A 22,245-nucleotide genomic window follows, 5' to 3' on the forward strand; every position below is an offset into this window, starting at 1 on the left:
GGGTTTCTTTGTTTAACTAATCACTGACTTATCAATATAATTTTTCACGCCATTTTAACCTTTGAGACAAGACATTTGGTCATTCTTCACATATTCTGAAAGGGTGTCTTCCAATGGAAGTGGTGGTCAATGGACCGCGCATTAAGGAGAAAATAAATGAAAATAAAAACAGTAGCAGTGGTTGTAGCAAGTGCTTTCGCTTTCTCTTCAGCGCCTTCATTCGCTGATGTGTATTTAGGGGGTAAAGTCGGTAAATCTTGGTTAAATGATGCGTGTGATATGACCGCAGATTGTGATGATGATGCCATCACTGGTGGTGTGTTCGCGGGTTACCAATTTGTGGACTGGCTTGGCCTAGAAGCCGGTTATGACTATCTCGGTAAATACACCGCTGATGGTATTGCTGACGAGTCCGCCAGCGCGTTTACCCTTGCGCCGAAACTCAGTGTACCTCTGACCGATGTGATTTCACTCTACGGTAAAGTCGGCGGTGCTTATGTCGATTATGGAAGTGAGAATGATGCCTCATTCCTAGGTGCAGTGGGTGTCGAGCTCAATGCGAGCAAGTCCACTGGTGTGCGTATTGAATATCAGCGCTTGACTGACGTAAATAACAACTCAGCTCGTGCAGCCGTGAACTCTGCTACGATGAATTTCGTTTACCGTTTCGGTGCGAGTGAGCAGCCGATGACAACGGAAGAGCCCGTCGCCGAGGTGATGGCGGCAGAGCCGGTGCAAGAAGTGGTCGCCGAGCCTGCAACCAAGAAATTTACCGCCCAGTTGGTTGATGCCGGTATCTTCGAAGTGAACAGCGCTGAGCTAAAGTCAGAAAGTGTCGCGATGCTCGACAAACTTGTTGCCATGATGAAGCAGTATCCGCAATCTACCGTTACCATTACAGGTCACACGGACTCCACAGGTTCAGCGGCGTACAATCAGACGTTGTCAGAGAAGCGTGCCCAAGCGATCGCCGGCTTGCTTGAAAATGAAGGCATCGATGCTTCGCGCATCACTGCAGAGGGCAAAGGTGAATCTAGCCCTATCGCGTCAAATGAGACCAGCGAAGGTCGTCAAAAGAACCGTCGCGTCGAAATCAACGTTCCTGAGTTTGAATACGAAGAGTAAGTTGATCACTATGTTGATACTAAAGCCTTGGCATCTGCCAAGGCTTTTTACGTTATGGCTTGAGAACGTAGTTTGATTATTTGAGAGCGATACTCGTTAAGCGGCCCATGAACTCGAGTATTTCCAGATTATCCTTATTGGCTTCCAATAGGGCTTTTTTGGTTTTGGTGTAGGCACCCAAGCGACCATGCTTTTTGATAGAACAGACGACACTTTTATAGATTAAACGGCCATTGTCATCGTAGTTTCTCCATGCGGCGATATAGCATTCGTCTCTCGCCTCCGGATCGTGTTTTGTGGGTCGAGGTTTATAAATAATTTTAGGTTCCAGTGAGTGGGGGAGACGCGTGATCAGATAGGGGTCTTTGAGGAGGCGACGCCAGAATTTGCCCCACATTTCGCTACCCAGCTCATTTCTCAGGCGAATCGCTTTTTGCAGCCCTTTTTTTTCACCGATACGAACATAACCAACCGAACGGTGCAACACCTTATCATCCGGCGTATGGATATGAATTTTGTAGGCGGTTTTCGCTTTTGAAATAAAACGATGACCTGTATTGGTAATGAGGTTGCTTTTTGTCATTGTGCGGTTATCTACAACTTTGTTAATTACTAGTTTAGAAGAGATTCGCCGCAAGGGAAAATAGAGAGTAAAAGTAATTGCGCAGAGGCTCACAATGAAAGCAAAAGAGCGAGTGGATACCCGCTCTTGAATATTGGCGCTCCCGACAGGATTCGAACCTGTGACCTGCCCCTTAGGAGGGGGCCGCGCTATCCAGCTGTGCCACGGGAGCTCAGGGGTATGATACCCCAAATTATGCTGTTGTTAAGGGGTAACACTATGATCTGATTTACTTTTGAACATCGCTAGAGCAGTTTGTGCATCACATCGCCAATTTGAATGCTGCCCAGTAGCTCGGGTTGGTCAATGGTAAGCTCTGCTTCGTTTTCATACACACGAGATACCGTCAGTGTGATGTCCGTTTCTGTGACTTTATTGCGTGGTAACCCACGTTGGTCGATGAAAGAACCTGTATGCCATAGCTGCAACTTGTCGCCTTCGACGACGCCATGTACACGACCGAGATCCATGGTGATGGTGTTGCCCCACTTGGCGACTACTTCAGGTAAGGTGATTTTACAAGAGATTTCAGATTCAAGATCCAACATGATGTTTCGGCTTACGCGCAACATCATACTGCCGTAGGTCGACGCCCAAAAACGCGCGCTCTTAGTATCCACTTGGCTGGTTTTAGGGAACGGCCATTTTGCCACTTCACGATAGTTGCGATGGTAAATCTCATTACCCGTTTTGCCGTCGTACACTGTCATCTCGAGTGAGAACTGTCGGTTGATGATGTCGTCTTGCAGCAATTTTTGTTCAATGGTCGCTGTCAAGTCGTTGATAACGCCGCCAATGATGTACTGCGCGCCAGTATCTTGCGCGATCATTTTTAATCTTTCTGGGTAGTCTTTGCTTATCGCAAAATCTGTTGTGCCTACGGAAACAAAACTTGCCGATTCATTGTCGAGTTGGCGGTTGATGACTTGGGCAAAGTCGTCCCCAACGCTATAGATTTGCCCCATAACTGCTTGTTGTGGTGAGGCCAAGTCGATATTACCGACAAGAACGGTCTTCTTATACTGGCTCACGTGGCAACCTGTTGCCGATGGGTAGATATCAATACGCGCTTTGACAAACATCGTGCCTTTTCTAACCCGTTGCTCCTGAATCAGAATGTAGCGAACTTCACTGTTTGTAAATTGATACTCCTCCTGCTCACTTTCTAAAAAAGGGCGCAAGTTACTAATGCTACCGATATCAGCACCTGAGAAACTCACTGCTTTATAGAGGGCATCTTCTAACGCATGGAGTCTCGCTACCTCTTCTGATGACACCACGGTTGCAACGCCGGTAACCTCATACCAGCCCGCATTCGCCAGTGAAGAAGCGAGACTGAGATAGAGGCTAGAAATAACTATCAGAAGTGTTTTTTTCATGTTCGATTACCAACTTGGTTCGTTTTTTGCTTAGTTAATCTTAGCTGATTTAGGCGTTGTGATTCTAACTGATTACACAATTAGAAAAGCAAAGAGCGTTCCACTTTTTCAAAGACAGCCATTGGAACGCAGAATGCCTAGGGTTATCGGAGATGAGAGAATGAAAAAATGGTTATCGCTTGTACCAGCAGTGTTGCTGACTGCTTGTGCTTACGCTCCAATCTATAATGGTAAGGAAGCTTACCGAGGTTCACAGTTTATGTTGATGGAAAGTCCGCGTCATACTCTTGACTTCTTTGTTGAGAGCATGACTGACGATCTGATGATTTCAAACACGAGCGTATCAGCAAGAACACCTATTGCCGTCACCTCTTTTGTTGACTTGCAAAACATGGATGCGACGAACTGGCTAGGGAACTCGGTCTCGGAAGGCTTTATTCACCAGTTCCAACGTCGTGGCTTTAAAGTGGTCGATTTCAAAACGACAGGGTCGATTCAGGTCACATATTCGGGTGATTTTGCATTTAGCCGCGATTGGAAGGATCTTGCCCAAGAACAAGATATTCAGTACGTGTTAACAGGCACCATGCTTCGTCAAGAAGGGGGTGTGATTATTAACGCTCGTGTTGTGGGTATGCAGTCCAGAGTTGTTGTCGCCACCGCGCAAGGCTTTTTACCAGCAGATCGTATTGGTCGAGATCTAGACACACTCAATAGTATTCGAACTCAGGATGGGGTGCTCATTCGCTCAGATCCGACAATGACTCAGCCTTACACCGTGATCTTGAGACCATAAGGAGAAGATGCGATGAAGAAAATAATGATGTTGCTGTTCTCCTTCTATATGGTAGGTTGCCAGCCGATTCAAAATATGCGCGCTGATGATTGGTTGTCTGCAGTGGGTTATGCGAGCATCAGTGAACAAAAAGGTCGTGATGAAGAAGAGAAACAAGTTCGTGCTATGCGAGCATCCAAAATGGATGCTTATCGAGAACTAGCAGAACAAGTGTACGGTCTTCGAGTGAGTGCGCGCGCTGACCTTACTGATCAGCGTCTTGGCACTGAGCTCACCTCTGGTGCAGTCGATGGCGTCATCCGTGGTGCCGAGGTGGTACGTAGCTACAAAGTGGGTGACAGCTATGTGACAGAGCTTCGCCTTGATGTGAAAAAAATGGATCGACTGCGAGACTACGGGGAAGTGCAGCAAGTTCCAGAAAAACGCCAGCAAACGTTGTTCTAGCCCCATTTTTTCTCTGATTTCCGATATAAAAACGGCGCTCGTATGAGCGCCGTTTTTATATCGTTCTAGCTGTGTAACGTGATAGCGACGTTAGGCTTTGATATTGGTGCCAAGGGTGGTGACGTTACTGGTTTGCCCTTCGGCAGTGTACGTCATGCCAAGCTTACCCTGGGACTGTTTCATGAGGTTGTTGAGTTTATTGAAGCTCAATTGAGCACGTTGCAATGCTTCACCGTTGACGGCATTAGCCTGCTGGCAATCAGAGATGATGCTGCGGATCTTGTCGACCAGAGGGCTCAACTCTGGATCGCTCGTCAGCGTCTCAACATCGAGGTGTTTCTGAATGCGTTGATCGGTTTGTTGAAGCTTAGAGATAAGATCAACCTTCGCTTTCGCAACCTGTTCGATATCTTTAGAGACGCGACTGGCTATCGCCACTTTTTCTTGCTCTAACAGTGCCGACAATTCGGTTGCGCTTTGCAATTGGAATTCTACAAGCCCTTTTAACGCTGCCATGGTGGTATTGTTTCTTCAGTTCCAAATTCAGTGGTTAAAAACCACCAAGCTCTTTTTCGAATTTCATCATGTTGTCAGCCAGCTTTTCCGGATCCACGGAATAAGAGCCGTTTGCAATCGCTTCTTTGATTGCCGCCACTTTTGCTTTGTCAAAGCTGGGTTGACTTGCCATTTGATTATGCATCTCGCCCACCGCTTTACCTTGTGTGCTGAGGGACACCGAATCTTGCGCTACACCCGACTTGCTCGGAGAGTCACTTGTACTGGATGTTGCGTTCGTTTCACTGCGCGAGGGGCTACGAGTGGACGTGGTTAACGTCTGCCCTGCACGAATGTTATCAATACCTGCCATGTTTGAGCCTTTTAATTAGAGGATGACCTGTACTGTCACTATCGACGACAGGGCGAATAACTTTAGTGCTTTTTCAACCAAAGTTAAAAAATAACCGTAACTTCTGAAATGCCTGTTACTCTGCCTTCAATTATACGGTTGGATTTACTATTTTTCACTCTTATCTGCTCACCATGAGATCCATCTGTCAAAGCCACGCCTTTGGTGGTGATGGTCATACCAGACTGTACGGCGCGAATGGTGACGGTTTCATTGCGGCACACCACGCAAATATCACGGTTTTCGACTACGTCACCCGCGTTCATGTTTTTTTTTGCTTTGGCGCCAATGACCGCATCGAGCGAGGAAAAACCTTGCCGTCTGAAGCGTTGCAAATCGACCATGCTGATTGTAATGTCGTGCGCTGCGATGATTTGCCCACGGGAAATTGGGCTCAGTAGAGTGACTTGTGGACCGGTTCTCGTCAGGCGAACAGGCACATAGACCCGCCAGTTATCCGCTTCACACTCGACTTGGACGGTAATATTACTGGCCATCGGGTTGGTGGAGCTAGAGGATGCCAGGAGCGGCTCGGGGCAATCTGTGGCAAAAATACGACTATCGATGGGGGCGGCGTCTGCCTCCAAAGTACCACCTGTCGGCCATTCAACATTGGCTAATATGTACTCTTGAGCGGCATTTTGTATGGCAAATATCTGAGCTTCGGTAGCGGAATTGACTGAAAAGCTAAAGAAAATACACAAAACACCGATAGACGTATAAACTCTTTTAAATAAAGCTCTACACTTAGTGAAAGAACAACTAGTGGAAATTGAACAAAACTGTGATTTTAGGTTCTTCATTCTGTTTCCTAGAATTTCTTAGCTTGTAGTAGACTATCATTTTTTGACACGAAAGTTTTAGATGGAGATGAGCTTATGACCGGTATTCTTGATTCTGTGAATCAGCGTACGCAACTCGTCGGTCAAAACCGATTGGAACTCCTTACCTTCCGCCTGATGGGGCGTCAGCGTTATGGAATAAACGTATTTAAAGTAAAAGAGGTGCTCCAATGTCCTAAGCTTACTTCTATGCCAAATCTGCACCGTTTGGTGAAAGGGGTCGCCCACATTCGTGGCCATACGGTTTCTGTCATTGATTTAAGTTTAGCCATCGGTGGACGTCCGACCACAGATGTAGAAAAAGCTTTCGTTGTCATTGCCGAGTTCAACCGCTCTATTCAAGCGTTTTTGGTCACCTCTGTCGAGCGCATCATCAACATGCATTGGGAAGCGATCTTGCCGCCGCCAGATGGCGCGGGTAAAGCAAACTACCTCACCGCGGTCACCAACATCGATAACGAGTTGGTAGAAATCCTCGACGTAGAGAAAATCCTTGCAGAAATCGCGCCGGTTGATGAAACCATGGATGCATCCATCGGTGAGGAAATCGCCCAAGCAGAGACAGAAAAACAGATCGTTCGCCGAATTCTCATTGCCGACGACTCCACTGTGGCACGTAAGCAGGTAGAAAGAGCGATTACTTCAATTGGCTTTGAGGTCATTGCGGTTAAAGATGGGAAAGAAGCGTACGAAAAGCTGGTGGAAATGGCCGCGGAAGGCAGTATTTATGACCAGATTTCCTTGGTGATCTCAGACATCGAAATGCCAGAGATGGATGGATACACATTAACGGCCGAAATTCGCCGCAATGCCGATTTGAAAAATTTGTACGTTATCCTTCACTCATCACTCAGTGGTGTCTTTAACCAAGCGATGGTTGAGCGGGTAGGCGCCAACTCATTTATTGCGAAATTCAATCCTGATGAGCTAGGTAATGCAGTGAAATCTGCGCTGACTAACTAAAGAGAACTGAATGACAGCCATAACAATAAGCGATCAAGAATATCGTGATTTCAGCCGTTTCCTCGAAGCGCAATGTGGCATTGTGCTTGGGGATAGCAAGCAGTACCTCGTTCGGAGCCGCTTGAGTCCGCTGGTGACCAAGTTTAAGTTGGCCTCTTTGTCTGACCTGTTGAGAGATGTCGTCACTGGGAGAAACCGTGAGCTGCGTGTTGCCGCTGTAGATGCGATGACGACCAACGAAACCTTATGGTTTCGTGATGGTTACCCATTTACAGTATTGGCCGATAAGCTTCTGCCTGAAGTGGCCGCGAATAAGCGCCCAATCAAAATATGGTCAGCGGCTAGCTCGTCGGGTCAAGAGCCCTACTCTATGGCAATGACAGTGTTGGAGACACAGCAACGCAAACCAGGCTTGCTACCGAGTGTCGCCATTACGGCAACGGACATCTCATCTAGCATGTTGGATATGTGTCGAGCGGGTATCTATGACAACCTTGCGCTAGGGCGAGGTCTCTCACCCGAGCGTCGTCGTACCTTCTTTGAAGATGCCGGAGATGGCCGAATGAAAGTGAAAGACAACGTGAAGCGTTTGGTGAATTTTCGACCACAGAACTTAATGGAAAGCTATGCGTTATTAGGTAAATTTGACATTATATTTTGTCGTAACGTGTTGATCTATTTCTCGCCGGATATGAAATCGAAAGTGCTCAACCAGATGGCCAATAGTCTTAACCCCGGTGGTTATTTGTTGCTTGGAGCATCGGAGTCACTCACTGGGCTGACCGACCGTTTTGAGATGGTACGTTGCAATCCAGGCATTATTTACAAGCTCAAGTAGTTTTCTCACTCTCACTCAAATCCCAGCCTTGTGGCTGGGATTTTTTTTCTGCCATACTGTGAATACCTATCCGTAGCAACAATGCCTATGTGTAGCAATGATGACATCGACAAAGACGGGTTCCCAACTGACCTGAAATTGGCTCGGTAATTGCTAAACAAAACGTGAGTGTCTCGTACACTCGATAAAATGGCTAAACAATGGCAATCCTAAAAGTTGGTACGCTAATTGCTAAATCATTTAATAGTATCGGTCAGTTCTTTGAGTAGAGGTCAACATGGCTATTTCTTTCGACAATGCACTAGGTATCCACCAACATACGGTGGGTGTACGTGAGCGTAATGCTGAGGTGATTTCCACCAACATCGCGCAAGCCAATACGCCTGGGTATAAATCGAAAGGGATGGACTTTCAAAAGGCATTACAGGCGGCAACGTCGGGGGCAAGCATTAGTCTTAGCCGTACGGATGGTCGGCATATTCCTGCCTCTACTCAGGTGACAGGGGAAGTCATGTATCGTCTTCCAACCCAACCTGACACGGGTGACGGCAACACGGTGGATGTGGATTTAGAGCGTAACTTGTTTATGCAAAACCAAATTAGACACCAAGCGTCACTGGACTTCCTAGGCAGTAAGTTCAAGAACTTAACCAAGGCAATCAAAGGGGATTAATAGATGAGCTTATTTAACGTTTTCAATGTCACTGGTTCTGCGATGAGCGCTGAATCTGTTCGTCTAAATACCACCTCGAGCAACTTGGCGAATGCGGACAGTATCTCAAGCTCTGCGAAAGATACCTATAAGGCTCGCCATGCAGTATTTGGTGCTGAGTTAAGTAAGGCAAAGTATGGCCGCGACCATATGGTGCCAGTGAAGGTAATGGGCATCGTTGAAAGTGATAAACCGCTCACCGCGGAGTACAACCCTGACCACCCACTTGCCAATGATGAAGGGTATATTTACAAACCTAACGTCAATGTGATGGAAGAAATGGCCAACATGATTTCTGCTTCTCGTTCATACCAAACGAATGTTCAAGTGGCAGATGCAAGCAAACAAATGCTGCTGCGTACGCTGCAGATGGGTCAATAAGGATAGGAGGTAGCGTATGGCCGATGGCATAAATAATGTTGGTCAAAACGGCTTGTCCTATATCGACCAGCTTAAACAGCTTCAAGACAAGAATAAGCCTAATGAGACCACAGGTAAGCAAGATCTTAAACAAGAAGACTTCTTATCACTACTCACGAAGCAGCTTGCTCAGCAAGATCCGTTTAAGCCGGTCAGTAATGACCAGATGATTGCGCAAATGGCGTCATTTGCGACGGTAGACGGGATTGGCAAAATGAACACTCAGTTCGAAACGCTCAATACCTCTATGACGTCGAACCAAGCGCTTCAAGCCTCATCATTAGTAGGACGTGATGTATTAGTCCCTGGTGCTTCGGGTGTGAAGAAGGACACTGGCAGCATGGCTGCGATGGTCAAGCTTCCGCAATCCGTAGACAACATGATGGTGCGTATTGAAGACCAAATGGGCCAACTTGTTCGAACCTTCGATGCTGGTGCTAAGCCTGCGGGCGACAACCGAGTCGAATGGGACGGCAAGGATCAAAACGGTAATCCATTGCCGGCTGGCAAATACAAGGTGAGAGCCGCGGGTTTGCTGGATGGAGAATCGAAAGAGTTTGAGGTATCAACCTATGCAAACGTCAATAGTGTTCTCTTAGGTAAAGGCGATGGTAACGTACTACTCAATCTGGCTGGCTTCGAGTCGCCAGTTCGACTTGCTGAAGTACTAGAAGTTGGCAAAGCGTAACGTGTTAGTGATAAACGACGCTAGCTAGATAGGAGATTTTGGAATGTCATATGTTGCACTTAGCGGGTTATCCGCAGCTCAGTTAGATCTGAACACTACCAGTAACAACATTGCGAACGCAAACACGTTCGGCTTTAAAGAGTCGCGTGCAGAGTTTGGCGATGTGTACTCAAATTCACTCTTTACCCATGCGAAAACAACGCCAGGGCAAGGCGTGCAGGCAGCACAGGTTGCTCAGCAGTTCCATGAAGGTTCCAGTATTTATACCAATAACCCGATGGATTTGCGTGTATCTGGTACGGGGTTCTTTGCCGTCGCAAAAGACAGATTAACCCCAACATCCAATGAACTGACTCGTAACGGCGCGTTTCATTTGGATAAAAACAACTACATGGTGACCGCTAATGACGAGTTCTTACTCGGTTACCAAGTCAATCCAGATACCGGTGATGTTCTCTCTTATGAGCCTTCGCCACTTAACATTCCAAAAGAGTTTGGTAAGCCAAAGCAAACAGCAAACATTGAAGTAGGGGTGAACTTACCTGCGGGTGGGGATTTGAAGGACCCAACCTTGTTTGATTATTCCGATCCCGAGACATACAACCGCTCAACGTCCTCGACGATTTATGATTCGATGGGCCAGTCGTACAAACTGACGACCTACTATCTAAAAGATCAAAATCAGGCGAATACGTGGCAGACATACTACACGGTGACGGACAGTGCTGGTGAGAAGCCACTGAACATCGTTGGTGGTGATGCAACGAGTCCTACGGGGCATGTCGGTCACACTATGCGTTTCAATAATGATGGTACGCTAGCCAGTTTAAACAATGGGCAGAATATCGTCTCCGAGCCTTTGGGGGCGGGTACTAACCCGATTGACTTGAACGGTGCAGATATCAACCAAACATTGTCGTTTGGCCTTGATAGTGCCACTCAGTTTGCGGCTCCATTTGAATTGACCAAGTTTGACGAAGATGGCGCAACTACTGGCTTCTTGACTAAGGTTGACTTTGATGAAAACGGTAGTGTCCTTGGCACATACTCTAACGGTGAGAATATCACCTTGGGACGTGTCGCGTTGGTTCGAGTAGCCAATGAACAAGGCCTAGATAAGAAGGGGGGAACTCAATGGGATGCCACTCAAAACTCTGGCGCCAAAGTATGGGGAGAATCGAACAAAGGCTCATTTGGTACAATCAATAGTGGTGTGCTTGAACAGTCCAATATTGATATGACTCAAGAGCTGGTGGATCTGATTTCAGCCCAGCGCAACTTCCAAGCGAACTCACGTTCACTTGAAGTGCACAACCAAACTCAACAAAATATCCTTCAGATTCGTTAATCGAATCACACGCAATCTTCTGAATAGCAAACTAACGGCAATCGTTGGTTTGCTATTGTTGCCTCTAGCGGCAATTGCCGCTCCAATCTTATTCTATATTGCCATTTCTCTTTGCAACTGATTGATAATATTTGCTTATTTTTATTGGCACGCCAATTGCTTTAAATGATCTAAATTGTGATTGTTGGAGCAAATTATGGATCGTGCACTGTTTCTCGCTATGAGCGGAGCAAAGCAAAATATGCAAGCGATGCAGCTAAGAGCGAATAACTTGGCAAACGTCAGTACCACGGGGTTCCGTGCTGATTTGGCGCAAGCCCGCTCAATGCAAGCATACGGCGACGGTTTGCCAAGCCGCGTATTTAGCATGACAGAGCGACCAGGCCATAATTTTCAGCAAGGCAGTGTGATTACCACTGGGCGAGATCTCGATGTCACTATTGAAGGTCAAGGTTGGATTGCCGTTATGGACAAGACGGGCAAAGAAGGCCTGACTCGAAACGGTAACCTCAACATTGACGTCAATGGCTTGCTTACCAATGGTAATGGCAACTTGGTTTTGGGCGAGACAGGCGCACCGATCACCCTACCGATTCCGTTGAGCAAAGTGGAAATCGGTACTGATGGGACGATTTCTGTTGTGCCACAAGGCGCCCCAGCGGATGCGATCGAAATCGTTGATCGCATCAAACTGACACGCAACGACAACCAATCACTGTACAAAGATGTCAATGGCCTCTTCCGCGCCAAAGATCCCAATGCAGCTTACGAGGCGGATGCCGGCGTAAAGCTGCTCAAAGGCGCGTTAGAGGGCAGCAACGTGAACGCCATCGGTGAGATGACCAGCTTGATTGATCTTCAACGACAATTCGAAATGCAGGTCAAGATGATGAGCACAGCAGAAGACATGGACAAAGCGTCTGATTCTCTGCTTCGTATGAGCTAAGACAGTTTCTAGGAGAGAATTATGCAACCGGCATTATGGGTAAGTAAGACGGGCTTAGATGCTCAGCAAACCAATATTTCGACCATTTCCAACAACTTGGCTAACGCCTCGACGGTGGGTTTTAAGAAAAGCCGTCCTGTGTTTGAAGATTTGTTCTATCAAAACATCAACCAGCCGGGTGGTCAATCTTCGCAAAATACCGAATTGCCAAGTGGTTTAATGCTCGGCGCGGGTTCTAAGGTCGTGGCAACTCAGAAGGTGCATACCCAAGGGAATACGCAAACGACCAACAACAGCCTCGATATGATGATCGAAGGCGACGGTTTTTTCCAAATATTGATGCCGGATGGCAACATCGGTTACACGCGCAATGGTCAGTTCACAGTCAACAGTGAAGGTGTGATTGTCACGTCTGGTTCGGGGTATTCCTTAGAGCCTGAAATCACGATTCCAGACGACGCCATCAGCATTACTGTTGGTACGGATGGGGAAGTCTCTGTGCGCGTGAGAGGTCAGCAAGATAACCAAGTCCTAGGGCAAGTTACTACGGTTGATTTTATCAACCCAGGTGGTCTTGAGCCTATTGGTCAAAACCTCTACTTGCCAACCGGTGCCAGTGGTGACCCTCAAGAAGGCGTACCGGGTTTTGACGGGTTTGGTGAAGTGCGTCAATCGATGCTAGAGACCTCAAACGTGAACGTGACGGAAGAGCTGGTCAACATGATTGAAGCGCAGCGCGTGTATGAAATGAACTCAAAAGTTATCTCTGCCGTCGATAAGATGATGAGCTTCGTAAACCAGCAATTGTAATGGGATTAGGGTGGTTAGCATGATGAGAGTCATAACTGTATTACTTGTGATAACCATGGCGGGTTGCTCAGCGTTTGACATGCCATTGGAAACGCCTGAAGAGATTCAAGGGACCACAAGCGTTGATGCTGTCGAAGGCGATAAGTCGCAAGATGAAAGCTCTGGCATTATTGACACCCTCCGAGGACGTAGTGACCCTGTCGCTGGCGATCCCGCTTGGGCACCGATTCATCCCAAGCATGAGCCGGAGCACTACGCAGCGGCAACCGGTTCGCTGTTTAATACCGGTAAAATGACCGTCAGTTTGTACGACGATTCTAAACCGAGAGGCATCGGTGACATCATCACCGTCACTTTGGATGAAAGTACCAAAGCGGCGAAAAGTTCAGACGCTGATCTGTCAAAAAATAATGATGCGTCGATGGATCCGCTGGAAGTGGGTGGTCAACAGCTGACCATTGGCGACTACAACTTTTCGTATAACTTAAGCAATGATAATTCGTTCAGTGGCAGCGCGGCGGCGAACCAAAGTAACAGCATTTCAGGCTCGATTTCGGTCGAAGTGATTGAAGTTCTGGCGAACGGAAATTTGGTGATTCGCGGTGAAAAGTGGTTGACCCTCAACACAGGGGACGAATACATCCGCTTAAGCGGCACCATCCGTCCGGATGACATCGACTACGACAATACCATTGCGTCAACGCGTATTTCGAATGCCCGAATCCAGTACTCTGGTACGGGAACGCAACAAGATATGCAAGAACCTGGATTCTTGGCACGATTTTTTAATGTCGCTCTTTAATCCCGTTTGATGTCGATGTTTTGGCATTGCGTTAGAGAAAAAGGTGTCCCCATGAAAACGTTGTTTGTCTTCCTAATTAGCTCGCTGCTTGTTGTAACACAAGCTCAGGCTGCGCGTATTAAAGACGTGGCTCAAATTGCCGGTGTTCGTAGTAACCAACTTGTCGGTTACGGGTTGGTCACAGGTTTGCCGGGCACAGGAGAATCGACACCCTTTACCGATCAAAGCTTTAACGCCATGCTGCAAAACTTTGGCATTCAATTGCCGCCCGGCACTAAGCCAAAGACCAAAAACGTTGCCGCTGTGATTGTGACGGCTGAGTTGCCGCCCTTTTCTAAGCAAGGCCAGACGGTAGATGTGACGGTTTCCTCGATAGGTTCGGCGAAAAGCTTGCGTGGCGGTACACTGATGCAGACCATGCTCAAAGGTCTAGATGGGCAAGTGTATGCGGTGGCGCAAGGCAATTTGGTGGTGAGTGGCTTTAGTGCGACTGGCGCTGATGGTTCTAAAATTGTCGGCAACAACCCGACAGCAGGTATGATTTCTAGTGGAGCCATCGTTGAGCGAGAAATCCCATCGCCGTTTAGTCGCGGTGATTACATCACGTTTAACTTGCTTGAATCTGATTTCACCACTGCTCAGCGTATGGCGGATGCCGTTAATAACTTCCTGGGTCCTCAGATGGCCTCAGCGGTGGATGCCACATCGGTGAAAGTGCGTGCGCCTCGCGATGTCACTCAGCGTGTGGCCTTCTTATCAGCGATTGAAAACCTCGAATTTAACCCCGCCGATGGTGCAGCGAAGATCATTGTTAACTCACGTACAGGAACTATCGTTGTCGGCCAGCACGTGCGCTTAAAGCCGGCTGCCGTGACTCATGGTGGCATGACAGTGGCAATCAAAGAAAATCTCAACGTGAGTCAACCGAATGCGTTTGGTGGTGGTGAGACGGTTGTCGTCCCCGACAGCGATATCGAAGTCACCGAAGAACAAGGCAAGATGTTTAAGTTTGAGCCTGGATTAACTCTAGACGATCTGGTTCGTGCAGTGAATGAAGTCGGCGCGGCGCCGTCTGATCTGATGGCAATCTTGCAAGCGCTTAAACAAGCGGGCGCGATTGAAGGTCAGCTGATCATCATTTAACGGGGGCGATATGATCAATAACGGAAATGACATCGGTTTTATTCATGATATCGCCAACCTAGACTCACTGCGCCGTAAAGCGGTCAATGGTGAGGAAGGGGCAGAGCAAGAAGCGCTCAACGCCGCCGCCAAACAGTTTGAAGCGATTTTTACCTCTATGCTGTTCAAATCGATGCGTGATGCCAATTCAACCTTTGAATCCGGCTTGATGGACAGCCAGAACCAACAGTTCTATCGTCAGATGATGGATGATCAGATGGCGAGTGAATTGAGTGCCTCTGGCTCACTCGGCCTAGCCGACATGATTGTGGCACAGCTTTCCACAGGCCAAGTGGACAATGAAACGGCGAACAACCGCAACCCTGATTTTGAAGCCATGATGGACAAAGTCTCTCGTATTCGTGAAGAGCGTGCCAATGCCCCTGCTGAAATCCGTGCTACTGGAGAGGAGCAAGCGAATACATTCGACTCTCCAGAATCGTTTGTAGCGTCGATGTCGCCTTATGCGGAAAAGGCCGCTCAGGCACTCGGCGTGGACTCATCATTGCTACTTGCTCAAGCGGCGCTCGAAACCGGCTGGGGCCAAAAAGTCATCAACAGTTCGCGTGGTAGCAGTAACAACCTCTTCAATATCAAAGCAGACCGCAGCTGGGCAGGCAATAAGATGTCCACTCAAACTCTTGAATATCATCAGGGGGTGCCAGTACAAGAGCGAGCAGCATTTCGTTCTTACGCTAACTTTGAAGAGAGTTTTAACGACTATGTGCGCTTCCTCAATCAAAACCCTCGCTATACCACAGCGCTCAAGCACAATGGCGATGATGAGGCGTTTATTCGCGGCATTCATGATGCCGGTTATGCCACAGACCCCGATTACGCGGATAAAGTGCTGAGTGTCAAACGACGTATTGATAGCATGTAATGGCTTGACCGGTAGGGTCTCTCAGCAGACCCTATCACCACCCACCACCCACCACCCACCACCCACCACCCCTAATCCAATCAATCTTATCCCATACACTCTCGAAAACTAACCCTGGCACACATATTGCTATTTAAGTCCATAGGCAATCAGTAAACACTGATAAATAAAGGTTTCTTGGGGGCAATATGGCGTCTGATCTTCTGAATCTTGGTTCGCAAAGCGTACTGACGGCTCAGAGACAATTGAACACCACAGGGCACAACATCTCGAACGTGAATACCGAGGGTTATAGCCGTCAGTCGGTGATACAAGGCACAAACATGCCGCGTCAATATGGCGGGGAAACCTACGGTATGGGCGTGCATGTGGAAAAAGTTCGCCGCTCATGGGATCAATTTGCCGTTAATGAACTCAATGTCTCGACCACCAATTACGCGCACAAAGTCGACGATGAAGCGAACTTAGAAATGCTGTCGAACATGCTCTCCTCAGTTGCCTCGAAAAAAATCCCAGAAAATCTCAATGAGTGGTTTGATGCGGTGAAGTCGCTTGCCGACAGCCCTAATGATGTCGGGGCACGTAAAGTGGTGCTCGAAAAAGCCAATTTGATCACCCAAAACCTCAATGATTTCCATGAGACCATTCGCCGTCAGTCGGATGTGACCAACAAAAAACTCGATCTCGGTGTCGAGCGAATGAATCAACTGGCGCTTGAAATACGTGATTTGCATCGTTTGATGATGAGAACGCCTGGGCCGCACAACGATTTAATGGACCAACACGAAAAGCTGGTGGCAGAGCTGTCTGAGTACACCAAAGTGACCGTGACTCCGCGCAAGAATGCGGAAGGGTTCAACATCCATATCGGTAACGGGCATACCTTAGTGTCAGGAACGGAAGCGAGTCGCTTAACCATGATCGATGGTTACCCAGATGTTCATCAGCGCCGTTTAGCCATGATTGAGGGTAAAGGCATCAAAGCGATTACCACCAAAGATATTGATGGCAAAATGGGCGCTATGCTCACGATGCGTGATGACAAGATCCCACAACTGATGGATGAGCTTGGCAAACTCGCCACGTCGTTTTCTTATGAAGTGAATAGATTGCAATCTCAAGGTCTTGATCTTAGGGGGGAAATTGGTGGGCTGATTTTTACTGATGTCAATTCAGACATCATAGCCAAGTCACGTGTGGTGACAGCCTCAAATTCTAATGCGGACTTAGCCGTGTATATTGAAGACACCACTCGGCTTGAAGGTGGCGAGTATTCGCTCCAGTATCACGACGGTGATTACATCATTACTCGCCCATCCGGTGAGCAGTTTGCCATACCTCAAGTAGGTAATGCACTGCAAATTGATGGCTTACGTATTGAAATCAATCAAGATTTAGCACAGGGCGAACGCGTGTTGATTCGTCCGACCCGCAGTGGCGCTGCGCAAATGAAAATGGCCACCAATGATCCGACCGCGATCGCCGCGCAGAGTTATGAAGCTTCGACCACTTTCGCGCAAGGTAAAGCGAAATTCAATATCGAAGAAGTAGGGGATTTACGCGAGTTTGAAGTGGTGGTATCGCCGGATGGGAAGCAGTTTGCCGTCACGGACACAAAAGGCAAAATTCTCTTGCCGCCCCAAGATTACCCACCGTTTGGTCCTGTCGAGGTTCAAGGTACGATTTTTGAACTGACCGATGGGGCATTGCCGAACGATAAATTTACGGCAAACCTTGTCCCTTCCGAGGGGGACAACGGCAACTTGCTCAAAATGCAAAACATCCAAACCGAGAAAAAACTCAATGATGGTGAGTCGACCATTCTCGATATCTATCACAACCTCAACACCAACGTCGGGTTACAGATGTCTACCGCATCACGTTTAACCGATGTTTCAAGGTTAGAGAAAGAGGCGGCACAAGAGCGTGTGGCGTCTATCTCCGGAGTGAACTTGGATGAGGAAGCCGCCAACATGATGAAGTTTCAGCAAGCGTACATGGCGTCTTCACGCATCATGCAAGCGGCAAACGACACCTTTAACACGATTTTGGCATTGCGATAGGGGGCGTAAATGATCAACCGTATTTCCAGCTTCCATAATTATCAGTCGGTGCAAAACGATCTGCGTCGTCAAGAAGCAAAAGTCCATCATAACCAAGCGCAGCTTGCTTCAGGTAAGAAGTTGATGCGCGCCAGTGATGATCCCTTGGCCACGCATTACATCCAGAATATCGGTCAGCAGAAAGAGCAATTGCGCCAATACACCGATGCCATCGTGCTGACGCGTAATCGGCTTGAGCACCACGAAGTGATTATTTCCAATGCGGAAGAGTACGCCGATGAAGCAAAACGAACCGTGATGGAAATGATCAACGGTGCGCTGTCCCCTGAAGACCGCATCGCGAAGCGTCGAGAGCTTGAGGAAATCAGCAATAACTTCCTTAACTTGGTGAACGTTCAAGATGAATCGGGCAACTATATTTTTGCCGGGACTAAGCCGAAAAACCAACCCTTCTTTCGGGATAAAGATGGCGCTGTGGTGTACGCAGGCGATGACTACCAACGCAAGATGAAAATCTCCAACACGCTTGAAATGCCGATCAACGATCCAGGTAGCAAGCTGTTTATGGAAATAGATAACCCCTTCGGTGATTACTCGCCGGACTACAACCTGGGTGATACCTCTGAGTTGCTGCTTGAGCGCGCGACTAACTTTAATCCTGATGATGACTCGAGCTATAAGGTCACGTTTGTTGACATGCCCGGTGGTAAATATGGCTATCAACTCGAGCGCGACGGCAGTGTGGTTCAGGCCGATACCTTTGATCCGGCGAAAGGGATCAAGTACGAGGCGTTGACGATCCAGGTAAAAGGCCAAATCGAGAAGGGCGATGAAATCACGCTTGAGCCGCGCAAAAGCTACAGCATTTTCGATACCTTTCAGGAAGCCATGGCCTTGTCACAAGGGTCTGTGTCAGATACGTCCAATACCGCACGTTTGCATCGAATGACTCAAGAATTCCATTCGGCGTTTATTCATCTCAATAAAGCGCGCACGGATGTGGGGGCAAGATTGAGCACGCTCGATATTCAAGAAGAGCAGCATGAAGATTTTAAGATGACGCTCGCCAAATCGAAAAGCAACTTTGAAGATTTGGATTACTCGGAAGCGATCATCGAGTTTAACGAAAATACGCGTGCGTTGCAGGCTTCGCAGCAAGCGTTCGGAAAAACAAAAGACTTAACTCTGTTTAACTATCTCTAAAGGGAACTTTATCGTCCAAGTTGATGCTTAACACTCTCGGTGATTGAGTTGTCTGACACAAGATGAAGATAACCGATGGGTTCGCTCCATGCCTTATGTGCTACGCCTTAAGCGCCGAGCAAAACCCGGCAGTCCGTGTATCGGCAAACCTTGCCACCGAGCGGCAATGATCGAGTGCCGCTCACTAGCAAGTACAGAGTGACTAAGCGCAGTTCGATGGCAATGATGTATCTAACATATTGATAGTTAATTTAAATAAACTTATTTGGCTATTTTTTGTTAAGTTGGCATACAACTTGAATTAGTAAAATCAGAGTAAAAATTTTTAAGCCGGCTACCGCCTGCTTAGCAAGTCATACACGGTCAGTGCTTCCAAATGAGATTAAGCTGGCCGCTTCGCAAGAACTTGCGACTCACTAGGAGAGCAAACTATGACCATTACAGTCAACACTAACGTGTCAGCAATGACCGCTCAGCGTTACCTGAATAAAGCGACTGGCGATTTGAATACGTCGATGGAACGTCTATCTTCAGGTCAAAAAATCAACAGTGCGAAAGACGATGCAGCGGGTCTGCAAATCTCAAACCGTCTGACCGCTCAGTCTCGTGGTTTAGATGTCGCGATGCGTAACGCCAATGACGGTATCTCGATTGCACAAACCGCAGAGGGGGCGATGAACGAGTCGACCTCGATTCTGCAACGTATGCGTGATCTATCACTACAATCTGCGAACGGCACCAACTCCGCTTCAGAGCGTCAAGCCCTGAACGAAGAAGTGTCTGCGCTGCAAGATGAGCTTAACCGTATTGCAGAAACCACCTCTTTTGGGGGGCGTAAGTTGCTCAACGGATCATTTGGTGAAGCGTCATTCCAGATCGGTGCCAGCTCGGGTGAAGCGATTATCATGGGATTGACCAGCATTCGTGCCGATGATTTCCGTATGGGAGGCCAGTCGTTCATCTCGGATGCCGAGAAGGGTAAAGACAAGGACTGGGGCGTACCTGCCACCGCACGAGATCTAAAATTTGAATTCACCACCAAAGATGGCGAAGCGGTGACGCTCGATATCCTCGCGAAAGAAGGGGATGACATCGAAGAGCTAGCGACGTACATCAACGGTCAAACAGACAAACTGAAAGCTTCAGTCGATCAAGATGGCAGACTGCAAATCTTTGCCGCTGAGCCTAACTTGGAAGGCAATATGAATATCTCTGGTGGCTTAGCGACCGAGATTGGCCTCAACGGTGGTCCTGGTGTTCAGACAACAGTACAAAGTATTGATGTAAATACTGTGGGTGGCGCGCAAAACGCGGTCGGCATCTTGGATGCGGCGTTACGCTACGTAGATTCTCAGCGTGCCGATCTGGGTGCGAAGCAGAACCGACTCAGCCACAGTATTAATAACTTGGCCAACATCCAAGAAAATGTTGAAGCGTCGAACAGCCGAATCCGCGATACGGATTTTGCCAAAGAGACGACGGCAATGACCAAAGCACAAATTCTGCAGCAGGCGGGGACATCGATTCTCGCTCAAGCAAAACAGTTGCCAAACTCTGCGATGTCACTATTGCAGTAGTTGCGAATATCTTCATTAGCGCAGACCCAGACGTGGGGCTTTTGAAGGCATTCAGGCAAACATGGGTGATTGGATAAGCAGAGTTCTCTCTCAAACCTGCTCTGCTTAACCGCTTTACCTGTGTCTTGGTTGCCAGCCCGGAATCATTTCTCTCGATCTCCAAAGGCACTGGTGACCTCTATAGCCCCGGTTCTCTCAAAGGAAAAGGGGCTTTTCTTTTATCTCCAGATTTCTCTTTCTTCAATCAATCTCATTTCTTTCGCACTGATGTCTTAAGTGCACCAGATCGGTCAATAGTCACAAAACTTTAATGATATTTTCTCGAACTCTGAGCTTGCTCAAATTCTATCGATTTTTGCTATGCAACGAGGAGGATTTATCAAAATGCTCTAAAGATAATCAAGTTGGCGTCGCTATAAGGATACTTTGAGAGAACTAATTGGTTTACCGAGACGTCGGAAACCTTTGGACCTCCGCTCTACGGAAATCAATAGGAGACACCATTATGGCGGTTAATGTAAATACCAACGTTTCGGCAATGACAGCTCAGCGCTACTTGAACTCAGCAACATCAGCGCAGCAAGCATCAATGGAAAAATTGTCGTCTGGTTTCAAAATCAATAGTGCGAAAGATGATGCAGCAGGTCTGCAAATCTCGAACCGTTTGAATGTCCAAAGTCGTGGCCTAGACGTCGCGGTACGAAATGCGAACGACGGCATTTCGATGGCGCAAACAGCGGAAGGCGCGATGAATGAAACCACCAATATCCTGCAACGTATGCGTGACCTCTCGCTACAATCGGCGAACGGCTCGAACTCTAAGTCTGAGCGTGTGGCGATTCAAGAAGAGATCACCGCGTTGAACGATGAATTGAATCGTATCGCTGAGACCACCTCGTTTGGTGGCAACAAGCTACTTAACGGTACGTTCGCCACCAAATCGTTCCAGATCGGTGCGGACAATGGTGAAGCGGTTATGTTGACGATGAACAACATGCGCAGCGACAATGCTCTGATGGGCGGTAACAGCTACGTCGCAGCCAACGGTCAAGATAAAGACTGGGCAGTGCAAGCGGGGGCCAATGACTTGACCATCAACGTCACGGATAAGTTTGGCGGCGTGCAAGACATCACCATCACCGCAAAAGAGGGGGATGATATTGAGCAGCTGGCCACTTACATCAACGGTCAAACGGACATGGTGAAAGCGTCGGTTAACGAAGATGGTCAACTTCAGTTGTTCACCGATAACAACACAGTAGAAGGCACGGCGACCTTTGGAGGCAGTCTAGCCGGTGAACTGAGCATTGGCCCAGCTAAAGCGGTCACCGTTGATACCATTGACGTTCGCACCGTCGGTGGCGCTCAAGAGTCTGTTGCCATCGTCGATGCTGCGCTTAAGTTTGTTGATAGTCACCGAGCGGAATTGGGTGCATTCCAAAACCGATTCAATCACGCGATCAATAACCTAGACAACATTAATGAGAATGTTAACGCGTCGAAGAGCCGCATCAAAGATACGGACTTCGCCAAAGAAACCACCGCATTGACTAAGTCTCAGATCTTGTCTCAAGCGTCAAGCTCTGTACTTGCTCAGGCAAAGCAAGCGCCCAACTCAGCGTTGGGGCTTTTAGGCTAAGAAAGTGATTTCTAGCATCTAAAAAGTCATGACTTAATGTTAAATCCAGCCCAAGG

At 47.9% G+C, this 22,245-nt stretch carries 23 protein-coding genes and 1 tRNA gene; 18 read left to right on the top strand and 6 right to left on the bottom strand.

The features are described 5' to 3' along the window. Nucleotides 1-162 precede the first annotated feature (162 nt). On the top strand, nt 163-1,125 hold the full coding sequence (locus AC6R03_RS13000; protein WP_500630495.1) for an OmpA family protein: 963 nt from the start codon (nt 163-165) through the stop codon (nt 1,123-1,125). Nucleotides 1,126-1,201: 76 nt separating this feature from the next. Here the strand turns inward: AC6R03_RS13000 and AC6R03_RS13005 are convergent, their stop codons facing one another. The 3 genes from AC6R03_RS13005 to AC6R03_RS13015 form a co-directional block, all read right to left on the bottom strand. After that, nucleotides 1,202-1,708 (bottom strand): Fe3+-citrate ABC transporter substrate-binding protein, encoded by a 507-nt coding sequence (locus AC6R03_RS13005; RefSeq protein ID WP_500630489.1) that lies wholly within the window; start codon nt 1,706-1,708, stop codon nt 1,202-1,204. A 134-nt stretch (nt 1,709-1,842) separates the two neighbouring features. Continuing rightward, nucleotides 1,843-1,919: transfer RNA gene (locus AC6R03_RS13010), tRNA-Arg, on the bottom strand. A gap of 73 nt (nt 1,920-1,992) precedes the next feature. Continuing rightward, nucleotides 1,993-3,126 carry a flagellar assembly protein FlgT gene (locus tag AC6R03_RS13015; RefSeq protein WP_500630490.1) on the bottom strand — a complete coding sequence of 378 codons (1,134 nt, stop codon included), beginning with the start codon at nt 3,124-3,126 and terminating at the stop codon, nt 1,993-1,995. A gap of 160 nt (nt 3,127-3,286) precedes the next feature. Between AC6R03_RS13015 and AC6R03_RS13020 the strand changes: the two genes are divergently transcribed. Both AC6R03_RS13020 and flgP read left to right on the top strand, forming a co-directional pair. Further along, entirely contained in the window at nt 3,287-3,922 is a 636-nt protein-coding gene (locus AC6R03_RS13020; protein WP_500630491.1) for a FlgO family outer membrane protein, read from the top strand. A 12-nt stretch (nt 3,923-3,934) separates the two neighbouring features. After that, on the top strand, nt 3,935-4,366 hold the full coding sequence (gene flgP, locus AC6R03_RS13025; RefSeq protein ID WP_500630492.1) for a flagellar assembly lipoprotein FlgP: 432 nt from the start codon (nt 3,935-3,937) through the stop codon (nt 4,364-4,366). Nucleotides 4,367-4,456: 90 nt separating this feature from the next. Here the strand turns inward: flgP and AC6R03_RS13030 are convergent, their stop codons facing one another. The 3 genes from AC6R03_RS13030 to flgA form a co-directional block, all read right to left on the bottom strand. Continuing rightward, a complete protein-coding gene (locus AC6R03_RS13030; protein ID WP_500653667.1) occupies nt 4,457-4,882 on the bottom strand; it encodes a flagella synthesis protein FlgN in 426 nt (141 codons plus the stop codon). A gap of 34 nt (nt 4,883-4,916) precedes the next feature. Next, nucleotides 4,917-5,234 carry a flagellar biosynthesis anti-sigma factor FlgM gene (gene flgM / locus AC6R03_RS13035; protein ID WP_500627887.1) on the bottom strand — a complete coding sequence of 106 codons (318 nt, stop codon included), beginning with the start codon at nt 5,232-5,234 and terminating at the stop codon, nt 4,917-4,919. Between the two features lie 83 nt (nt 5,235-5,317). Continuing rightward, complete coding sequence (gene flgA / locus AC6R03_RS13040) at nt 5,318-6,076, bottom strand: flagellar basal body P-ring formation chaperone FlgA (protein WP_500631833.1); 759 nt, start codon at nt 6,074-6,076, stop codon at nt 5,318-5,320. A gap of 75 nt (nt 6,077-6,151) precedes the next feature. On the opposite strand from flgA, the gene AC6R03_RS13045 reads away from it, so the two are divergent. The 15 genes from AC6R03_RS13045 (at nt 6,152) to AC6R03_RS13115 (ending at nt 22,189) form a co-directional block, all read left to right on the top strand. Then, complete coding sequence (locus AC6R03_RS13045) at nt 6,152-7,078, top strand: chemotaxis protein CheV (protein ID WP_334551197.1); 927 nt, start codon at nt 6,152-6,154, stop codon at nt 7,076-7,078. Between the two features lie 10 nt (nt 7,079-7,088). After that, nucleotides 7,089-7,916, top strand: a complete 828-nt coding sequence (locus tag AC6R03_RS13050; RefSeq protein ID WP_487903745.1) for a protein-glutamate O-methyltransferase — start codon at nt 7,089-7,091, stop codon at nt 7,914-7,916. Nucleotides 7,917-8,193: 277 nt separating this feature from the next. Then, a complete protein-coding gene (gene flgB / locus AC6R03_RS13055; RefSeq protein WP_334551195.1) occupies nt 8,194-8,589 on the top strand; it encodes a flagellar basal body rod protein FlgB in 396 nt (131 codons plus the stop codon). A gap of 3 nt (nt 8,590-8,592) precedes the next feature. Further along, nucleotides 8,593-9,009, top strand: a complete 417-nt coding sequence (gene flgC, locus AC6R03_RS13060) for a flagellar basal body rod protein FlgC (RefSeq protein WP_487903744.1) — start codon at nt 8,593-8,595, stop codon at nt 9,007-9,009. 16 nt (nt 9,010-9,025) lie between these two features. Then, nucleotides 9,026-9,736: a flagellar hook assembly protein FlgD gene (gene flgD, locus AC6R03_RS13065; RefSeq protein WP_334551193.1), complete on the top strand. Its 711-nt coding sequence runs from the start codon at nt 9,026-9,028 to the stop codon at nt 9,734-9,736. 43 nt (nt 9,737-9,779) lie between these two features. Next, the gene (gene flgE / locus AC6R03_RS13070) at nt 9,780-11,084 is read left to right on the top strand and encodes a flagellar hook protein FlgE (protein ID WP_500631834.1); all 1,305 of its coding nucleotides are present in this window, start codon (nt 9,780-9,782) and stop codon (nt 11,082-11,084) included. Between the two features lie 196 nt (nt 11,085-11,280). Beyond that, complete coding sequence (flgF, locus tag AC6R03_RS13075; RefSeq protein WP_334551190.1) at nt 11,281-12,030, top strand: flagellar basal-body rod protein FlgF; 750 nt, start codon at nt 11,281-11,283, stop codon at nt 12,028-12,030. Nucleotides 12,031-12,051: 21 nt separating this feature from the next. Beyond that, complete coding sequence (gene flgG, locus AC6R03_RS13080; protein ID WP_500631835.1) at nt 12,052-12,840, top strand: flagellar basal-body rod protein FlgG; 789 nt, start codon at nt 12,052-12,054, stop codon at nt 12,838-12,840. 22 nt (nt 12,841-12,862) lie between these two features. Next, a complete protein-coding gene (flgH, locus tag AC6R03_RS13085) occupies nt 12,863-13,642 on the top strand; it encodes a flagellar basal body L-ring protein FlgH (protein ID WP_500631947.1) in 780 nt (259 codons plus the stop codon). Between the two features lie 51 nt (nt 13,643-13,693). Continuing rightward, nucleotides 13,694-14,785, top strand: a complete 1,092-nt coding sequence (locus AC6R03_RS13090) for a flagellar basal body P-ring protein FlgI (protein ID WP_334551187.1) — start codon at nt 13,694-13,696, stop codon at nt 14,783-14,785. Nucleotides 14,786-14,795: 10 nt separating this feature from the next. After that, nucleotides 14,796-15,707 (top strand): flagellar assembly peptidoglycan hydrolase FlgJ, encoded by a 912-nt coding sequence (flgJ, locus tag AC6R03_RS13095; RefSeq protein ID WP_500631836.1) that lies wholly within the window; start codon nt 14,796-14,798, stop codon nt 15,705-15,707. A 188-nt stretch (nt 15,708-15,895) separates the two neighbouring features. Next, a complete protein-coding gene (flgK, locus tag AC6R03_RS13100) occupies nt 15,896-17,770 on the top strand; it encodes a flagellar hook-associated protein FlgK (RefSeq protein ID WP_500631837.1) in 1,875 nt (624 codons plus the stop codon). A gap of 9 nt (nt 17,771-17,779) precedes the next feature. Continuing rightward, nucleotides 17,780-18,973: a flagellar hook-associated protein FlgL gene (gene flgL / locus AC6R03_RS13105; protein WP_500631838.1), complete on the top strand. Its 1,194-nt coding sequence runs from the start codon at nt 17,780-17,782 to the stop codon at nt 18,971-18,973. Between the two features lie 431 nt (nt 18,974-19,404). Continuing rightward, on the top strand, nt 19,405-20,550 hold the full coding sequence (locus AC6R03_RS13110; RefSeq protein WP_500631839.1) for a flagellin: 1,146 nt from the start codon (nt 19,405-19,407) through the stop codon (nt 20,548-20,550). Between the two features lie 505 nt (nt 20,551-21,055). Next, the gene (locus AC6R03_RS13115) at nt 21,056-22,189 is read left to right on the top strand and encodes a flagellin (RefSeq protein WP_500631840.1); all 1,134 of its coding nucleotides are present in this window, start codon (nt 21,056-21,058) and stop codon (nt 22,187-22,189) included. Nucleotides 22,190-22,245 lie beyond the last annotated feature (56 nt).

The organism is Vibrio sp. R10-SG-ISO4 (assembly GCF_059834135.1).